Source organism: Streptomyces zinciresistens K42 (genome assembly GCF_000225525.1).
GTDB classification, from domain to species: Bacteria; Actinomycetota; Actinomycetes; order Streptomycetales; family Streptomycetaceae; genus Streptomyces; species Streptomyces zinciresistens.
Genome location: NZ_AGBF01000282.1, coordinates 1 through 6,330 on the forward strand (window position 1 = coordinate 1; position 6,330 = coordinate 6,330).

Consider the following 6,330-nt stretch of genomic DNA (forward strand, 5'->3'; position numbering starts at 1 on the left):
GCGGCTCCCGTGCGGCGCGCTCCAGCCACAGTCATGCCCCGACGCTATGCCCGCCGGGCGCCCGGGTTCAACTGCCCGCGAAAAAAGGGCTGTTGCCGGTCGCCGGGTCGACGGGTCACCGCGCCGCCGCGGCGACCGCGGTCACCGCGCGGGGCGGACGCGCTCCACATCGCCCGGGTCGACGTCCCTCAGCATGCAGGTCAGCCGCGCGGTGCACACGCGCCGCCCCTGCTCGTCGCTGATGACGATCTCGTACGTGGCCGTGGAGCGCCCCCGGTGCAGCGGTGTCGCCACGCCGGTGACCGTGCCCGAGCTCGCGCCGCGGTGGTGGGTGCAGTTGAGGTCCACACCGACCGCGATCCTGGAGGTGCCGCCGTGCAGCATCGACCCGACCGAGCCGAGGGTCTCCGCCAGCACCGCCGAGGCGCCGCCGTGCAGCAGGCCGTAGGGCTGGGTGTTGCCCTCCACCGGCATGGTGCCGACGACCCGCTCGGCGGACGCCTCCACGATCTGCACGCCCATACGGGCGCCCAGGTCGCCGGCCGAGAACAGGGCCTGGAGGTCGACGCCGAGCGCGGCGTACTCCTCGACGACCTCGTGCGGGAACTTCACGTGCTGCTGCTCGCCCATGGGGCCCGGCTCCGTTCGTCGTGATCACCCGCTGCCGTGATCAGCGGGATGACGTCGGCTGAGCAAACGCTCAGTCGGTCGCCGATTGTTCCAGACGCACGACGACGGACTTGCTGGCCGGGGTGTTGCTGGTGTCCGCGGTGGCGTCCAGCGGGACGAGTACGTTGGTCTCCGGGTAGTAGGCCGCCGCGCATCCCCTGGCAGTCGGGTAGTGCACGACGCGGAAGCCGGGGGCCCGCCGCTCGACGCCGTCCCGCCACTCGCCGACCAGGTCGACGTAGGAGCCGTCGGCGACGCCGAGGCGCTCGGCGTCCTCGGGGTTGACCAGGACGACCCGGCGGCCGTTGCGGATGCCGCGGTAGCGGTCGTCGAGGCCGTAGATCGTGGTGTTGTACTGGTCGTGCGAGCGCAGCGTCTGCAACAGCAGGCGGCCCTCGGGCAGTTCGGGGTACTCGACGGGCGCCGCCGTGAAGTTGGCCTTGCCGGTCGCGGTGGGGAAGCGCCGCTCGTCGCGCGGGGCGTGCGGGAGCGTGAAGCCGCCGGGGCGGGCCACGCGCGCGTTGAAGTCCTCGAAGCCCGGTATCACCCGGGCGATGCGGTCGCGGACCGTGGCGTAGTCCTTCTCGAACTCCTCCCAGGGCGTGCGGCTCTCCTCGCCCAGCACCCGGCGCGCGAGGCGGCACACGATGGCCGGCTCCGACAGCAGGTGCGTGCTCGCGGGTTCCAGGCGGCCACGGGAGGCGTGCACCATGCCCATGGAGTCCTCGACGGTCACGAACTGCTCCCCGCCGCCCTGGAGATCGCGCTCGGTGCGGCCGAGCGTGGGCAGGATCAGCGCGCGGGCGCCCGTCACGGCGTGGCTGCGGTTGAGCTTCGTCGACACGTGCACGGTCAGCCGGGCGCGCCGCATCGCCGCCTCGGTGACGTCCGTGTCGGGCGTGGCGGCCACGAAGTTGCCGCCCATCGCGAAGAACACCTTCGCCTCGCCGTCGCGCAGGGCGCGGATCGCCCGTACGACGTCGAAGCCGTGCTCGCGCGGCGGGGCGAACCCGAACTCCCGCTCCAGGGCGTCCAGGAAGGCCGGCGCGGGCCGCTCGAAGATGCCCATCGTGCGGTCGCCCTGCACGTTGGAGTGGCCGCGCACGGGGCACACGCCCGAGCCGGGGCGGCCGATGTCGCCGCGCAGCAGAAGGAAGTTGACGACCTCGCGGATCGTGGGCACCGAGTGCTTGTGCTGGGTGAGGCCCATCGCCCAGCACACGATGGTGCGCCGGGAGGCCAGGACCATCGACAGGGCCTTGTCGATGTCCGCGCGCGTGAGGCCGGTCGCCGTCAGCGTCTCGTCCCAGTCCGCCGCGCGGGCCGCCTCGGCGAACTCCTCGAATCCGTGGGTGTGTTCCCGCACGAACGCCTCGTCGACGGCGCCCTCCGTCTCCAGTATCAGCTTGTTGAGGAGGCGGAAGAGGGCCTGGTCGCCGCCGAGGCGGATCTGCAGGAACAGATCGGTCAGCGCGGCGCCCTTGAGCATGCCCTGCGCGGTCTGCGGGTTCTTGAACCGCTCCAGTCCCGCCTCGGGCAGCGGGTTGACGGTGATGATCCTCGCCCCGTTGGCCTTGGCCTTCTCCAGGGCGGAGAGCATGCGCGGATGGTTCGTGCCCGGGTTCTGGCCGGCGACGATGATCAGCTCGGCCTGGTGGAGGTCGTCCAGCAGCACGCTGCCCTTGCCGACGCCGATGGTCTCCGACAGCGCCGACCCGGACGACTCGTGGCACATGTTCGAGCAGTCCGGCAGGTTGTTCGTGCCGAGCTCGCGCGCGAAGAGCTGGTAGAGGAACGCCGCCTCGTTGCTCGTGCGGCCCGACGTGTAGAAGACGGCCTCGTCGGGGGAGCCGAGCGCGGCTATGTCCTCGGCGATCATGTCGAAGGCCCGCTCCCAGCTCACCGGCTCGTAGTGCGTGCCGCCCTCGGGCAGGTGCACGGGGTGGGTGAGCCGGCCCTGCTGCCCCAGCCAGTAGCCGCTGCGGGTCGCGAGGTCGGCGACGGAGTGCGCGGCGAAGAACTCAGGGGTGACCCGGCGCAGCGTGGCCTCCTCGGCGACCGCCTTCGCGCCGTTCTCGCAGAACTCCGCCTTGTGCCGGTGCTCGGCCTCCGGCCAGGCGCAGCCGGGGCAGTCGAAGCCGTCCTTCTGGTTGACCCTGAGCAGGGTCAGCGCGGTGCGCTTCACACCCATCTGCCGCTGCGCGATCCGCAGGGTGTGCCCGACCGCGGGCAGGCCCGCCGCCGCGTGCTGGGGCTCCGCCACCTCGGGCGCGTCCTGGACCGGGTCACCCTGGGGCGGCTTGCTGGCCATCGCACACTCTCCTTCGCGCACATGTGTGAGGTACGTCTTCGATCCTCGCACGCGGTACGGGTCTCGGGGGTGGGGGGTGCGCGCCGCCGTCCCGGCCGCGCAGCCCGGTGGGGGCCGACTGTCAGTGGGGCGTGGCAGGATCGGGGGCGTGGCAGAGACAGCATCGAAGAAGACCGACAGCACCTCCGGCGGCGGCCGGCCCCGCCTGATGCTCATGGACGGGCACTCACTGGCCTACCGCGCGTTCTTCGCGCTGCCCGCGGAGAACTTCACGACGGCGACGGGCCAGCCCACCAACGCGATCTACGGCTTCGCGTCGATGCTGGCCAACACGCTGCGTGATGAGGCGCCCACCCACTTCGCCGTGGCCTTCGACGTGTCCCGCAAGACCTGGCGCTCCGCGGAGTTCGCGGAGTACAAGGCGAACCGCTCCAAGACCCCGGACGAGTTCAAGGGCCAGGTCGAGCTGATCGGCGAGCTGCTCGACGCGATGCACGTCTCCCGCTTCGCCGTCGACGGCTTCGAGGCCGACGACGTCATCGCCACCCTCGCCACCCAGGCCGAGGCCGACGGCTTCGAGGTGCTGATCGTCACCGGCGACCGCGACTCCTTCCAGCTCGTCAGCGAGCACACCACGGTCCTCTATCCGACGAAGGGCGTCTCCGAGCTGACCCGCTTCACCCCGGAGAAGGTCTTCGAGAAGTACGGCCTGACGCCCGCGCAGTACCCCGACTTCGCGGCCCTGCGCGGCGACCCCTCCGACAACCTGCCCGGCATCCCCGGGGTCGGCGAGAAGACCGCCGCCAAGTGGATCAACCAGTTCGGCTCCTTCGCCGACCTGGTCGAGCGCGCCGAGGAGGTCAAGGGCAAGGCCGGCCAGAACCTGCGCGAGCACCTGGAGGCGGTCAGGCTGAACCGCCGGCTGACCGAGCTGGAGCGCGCGGTCGAGCTGCCGAAGACGGTCACCGACCTGGCGCGCGAGCCGTACGACCGCAAGGCCGTCGCGATGATCCTGGACACGCTGGAGATCAGGAACCCCTCGCTGCGCGAGCGGCTCTTCGGCGTCGACCCCGGGTCCGAGGAGGCGGAGACCACCCCCGTCTCGACCGAGGGCGTGGAGCTGGACGGCTCGGTGCTCGGCACCGGCGAGCTGGCCCCCTGGCTCAGCGGCCACGCCGGCGACGTCCTCGGCGTGGCGACGGTCGGCACCTGGGCCCTGGGCGCCGGCTCGGTCGCCGAGATCGCGCTCGCCGCGGGCGACAGCGCCGCCGCCTGGTTCGACCCGGCCCAGCTCGACGAGGCCGACGAGCGGGCGTTCGCGGGCTGGCTGGCCGACGCCGCCCGCCCCAAGGTCCTCCACAGCGCCAAGGGCGCGATGCGGGTCTTCGCCGAGCACGGCTGGAGCATCGAGGGCGTGCGCATGGACACCGCGCTCGCCGCCTACCTGGTCAAGCCCGGCCGCCGCTCCTTCGACCTGGACGCGCTCAGCCTGGAGTACCTGCACCGCGAGCTGGCCCCCGCCGCCGCGGCCGACGGCCAGCTGGCCTTCGGCGCGGACGAGGGCGCCGAGGCCGAGGCGCTGATGATCCAGGCCCGCGCCGTCCTCGACCTGGGGGAGGTCTTCGAGGCCCGCCTCCAGGAGGTCGGCGCCGCGGAGCTGCTGCGGGACATGGAGCTGCCGACGTCCGCCCTGCTGGCCCGGATGGAGCGGCACGGTATCGCCGCGGACCGCGCCCATCTGGAGGCCATGGAGCAGATGTTCGCGGGCGCCGTCCAGCAGGCCGTGAAGGAGGCGCACGCCGCCGCCGGGCACGAGTTCAACCTGGGCTCGCCCAAGCAGCTCCAGGAAGTCCTCTTCGGCGAACTCGCCCTGCCCAGGACCAAGAAGACGAAGACCGGGTACACCACCGACGCCGACGCGCTGGCGTGGCTCGCCACCCAGACCGACAACGAACTGCCGGTCATCATGCTCCGCCACCGCGAGCAGGCGAAGCTGCGCGTCACCGTCGAGGGCCTGATCAAGACCGTCGCGGCGGACGGCCGTATCCACACCACGTTCAATCAGACGGTCGCCGCGACGGGCCGGCTCTCCTCGACCGACCCCAACCTCCAGAACATCCCGGTGCGCACCGACGAGGGCAGGGCGATCCGCCGGGGCTTCGTGGTCGGCGAGGGCTTCGAGTCCCTCATGACGGCCGACTACAGCCAGATCGAACTGCGCGTCATGGCCCACCTGTCCGAGGACGAGGGCCTGATCGAGGCGTTCACCTCGGGCGAGGACCTGCACACCACGGCCGCCTCGCGCGTGTTCGCGGTCGAGCCCGCCGCGGTCGACGCGGAGATGCGCCGCAAGATCAAGGCGATGTCCTACGGGCTGGCCTACGGGCTGTCGGCCTTCGGCCTCTCCCAGCAGCTGAACATCGAGGCGGCCGAGGCCCGCACCCTGATGGACGCCTACTTCGAGCGCTTCGGCGGCGTACGGGACTATCTGCGCCGCGCGGTCGACGAGGCGCGGGCGACGGGCTACACGGCGACGCTCTTCGGCCGCCGCCGCTACCTCCCGGACCTCAACAGCGACAACCGCCAGCGCCGCGAGGCGGCCGAACGCATGGCCCTCAACGCCCCCATCCAGGGCACCGCGGCGGACATCGTCAAGATCGCCATGCTCCACGTGGACCGCGCGCTGCGCGAGGCCGGCCTCAGCTCCCGCATGCTGCTCCAGGTCCATGACGAAATCGTCCTGGAGATCGCCCCGGGCGAGCGCGAGGCCGCGGAGGAACTGGTCCGCCGCGAGATGTCCGACGCCGTCCACCTGAGGGTCCCCCTCGGCGTCTCGGTCGGCGCCGGCCAGAACTGGGAATCAGCAGCCCACTGACCCCACCGCGGAACACACGACCCGCCCCCGCACCCCCACCGGCCCGGGGGCGCGGGGGACCGCGCACCCGGTCACGCCCGGCCACACGGGCCGGACTTCCCGCACTCCCCCCAGGGGCGCGAGCAACCACACCCCGCCCGCACCCGCACCACCACGTCACCCCCACCCCCTCCCGCAACCCCGGAGAGCCCCGTCACCCCCGGAGGGCCCCGTCACCCGGGTGGCCCCCACAAATCCGCCCCCCACCCCCACCGCCCGCAAGGATGCGGACATGGGTATACGCACGCCCCACCGCCGGACGGCCCCCGCCCCGCCCCCCGGGCAGCCACGCACCGGCCACCCCCCGCGCCCCGGGCGCACACCGGTCCCGGTCGTCGCCCCCGACGCGAGCACCGCCCGCATCCCCGCCGACCCCGGCCACCCCCCGCGCCCGACGGCAGCCGCCCCGCGCAGCCCGCTCCCGCAGCGTCCCGGT

Annotated in this window: 3 protein-coding genes and 1 pseudogene; 2 read left to right on the forward strand and 2 right to left on the reverse strand. The window is 72.7% G+C overall.

Annotated elements, in window-relative coordinates:
* Positions 1-141 precede the first annotated feature (141 nt).
* Complete coding sequence (locus SZN_RS34475) at positions 142-630, reverse strand: hotdog fold thioesterase (protein ID WP_007504393.1); 489 nt, start codon at positions 628-630, stop codon at positions 142-144.
* A 70-nt stretch (positions 631-700) separates the two neighbouring features.
* The gene (locus SZN_RS34480) at positions 701-2,980 is read right to left on the reverse strand and encodes an FdhF/YdeP family oxidoreductase (protein ID WP_007504395.1); all 2,280 of its coding nucleotides are present in this window, start codon (positions 2,978-2,980) and stop codon (positions 701-703) included.
* A gap of 148 nt (positions 2,981-3,128) precedes the next feature.
* On the opposite strand from SZN_RS34480, the gene polA reads away from it, so the two are divergent.
* Entirely contained in the window at positions 3,129-5,855 is a 2,727-nt protein-coding gene (polA, locus tag SZN_RS34485) for a DNA polymerase I (protein ID WP_007504396.1), read from the forward strand.
* Between the two features lie 271 nt (positions 5,856-6,126).
* Positions 6,127-6,330 (forward strand): annotated as a pseudogene (locus SZN_RS42080) (hypothetical protein); the annotation flags it as partial.

Coding starts and splice junctions, on each gene's coding strand:
- SZN_RS34475 (WP_007504393.1), bottom strand. CDS start 630: ATGGGCGAGCAGCAGCACGTGAAGTTCCCGCACGAGGTCGTCGAGGAG.
- SZN_RS34480 (WP_007504395.1), bottom strand. CDS start 2,980: ATGGCCAGCAAGCCGCCCCAGGGTGACCCGGTCCAGGACGCGCCCGAG.